Genomic DNA, 248 nt, shown 5'->3' with positions numbered 1-248 from the left:
ATCACCAGCCCGCAAGGCTTCACCTTTGTGGCCGACTCCCTGGACAACCGCCAGGGCAAGCTGCTCAGCGAGCAGGCGCTGACGGTGCGTATCGCCCAGGCGCTGGACAACACCAAAGGCCTGGTCTCGGCCAAGGGCCTGGACCTGCACGCCGCCAGCCTCGACAACCGCGAGGGCACCGTCAGCAGCCGCGCCGGCCTGGTGCTGACCGTCGACGGTCGCCTGGACAACCGCCAGGGCACCCTGGT

Annotated in this window: 1 protein-coding gene; it reads left to right on the top strand. The window is 69.4% G+C overall.

All coding sequences use genetic code 11. The features are described 5' to 3' along the window. Positions 1-27 precede the first annotated feature (27 nt). A partial coding sequence (locus OH705_RS28235) for a hypothetical protein (protein WP_267303574.1) occupies positions 28-248 on the top strand: 221 nt, incomplete at its 3' end.

Source organism: Pseudomonas sp. BJa3, from assembly GCF_026343815.1.
GTDB classification, from domain to species: domain Bacteria; phylum Pseudomonadota; class Gammaproteobacteria; order Pseudomonadales; family Pseudomonadaceae; genus Aquipseudomonas; species Aquipseudomonas soli.
This window is presented reverse-complemented; position numbering and strand designations above follow the sequence as displayed.